The sequence below is a fragment of the Microbacterium sp. MTN4-26 genome (assembly GCF_042846595.1).
GTDB classification, from domain to species: Bacteria; Actinomycetota; Actinomycetes; order Actinomycetales; family Microbacteriaceae; genus Microbacterium; species Microbacterium luteum.
Window position 1 is genome coordinate 1 of sequence record NZ_BTGO01000060.1, and the last position, 422, is coordinate 422.

The 422-nt window shown below is 63.0% G+C and carries 1 pseudogene; it reads right to left on the minus strand.

The window, feature by feature from the left end:
• Positions 1 to 282, minus strand: a pseudogene (locus ACGG9C_RS17080) (IS21 family transposase); the annotation flags it as partial.
• Between the last annotated feature and the right edge of the window lie 140 nt (positions 283 to 422).

Here is a 422-nt window from a genome sequence, read left to right on the forward strand (position 1 = left end):
CACCTTCAGCGGGGGCTTGTTCCGCCCCAGCCTGGCAGCGACGACTCTGTCGATATCGACCGGCACGAACTCCCCGGTGACGCTCTTGCGCCCGTCGGAGAACAGCCCGTCAACGTCTTCGCGTGAGAGCGCGTCGACCTGGCTGACAGCCGTCAGCTCGTGTTCGTCGAGCACCCGGCGGACCTTCGCGATCGTGCGCTGCGAGCATCCCTCCCGGGCAGCGATCTCGCGATACGGGACCTTGTCCAGCACGAGCCGCATCAACTGGCGGTAGTCGGTCATCAGGAATCATTCCTCTCACCCCGACGAACACTCGTCGACAGGGGTGAGAGTCATCATTGAGCAGCCACGCGCGCTACCCGATGCTTACACGCGCGCTTTCCGATCTTTACACACGCGCTTTCCGAAGCGTCGTCTAAACA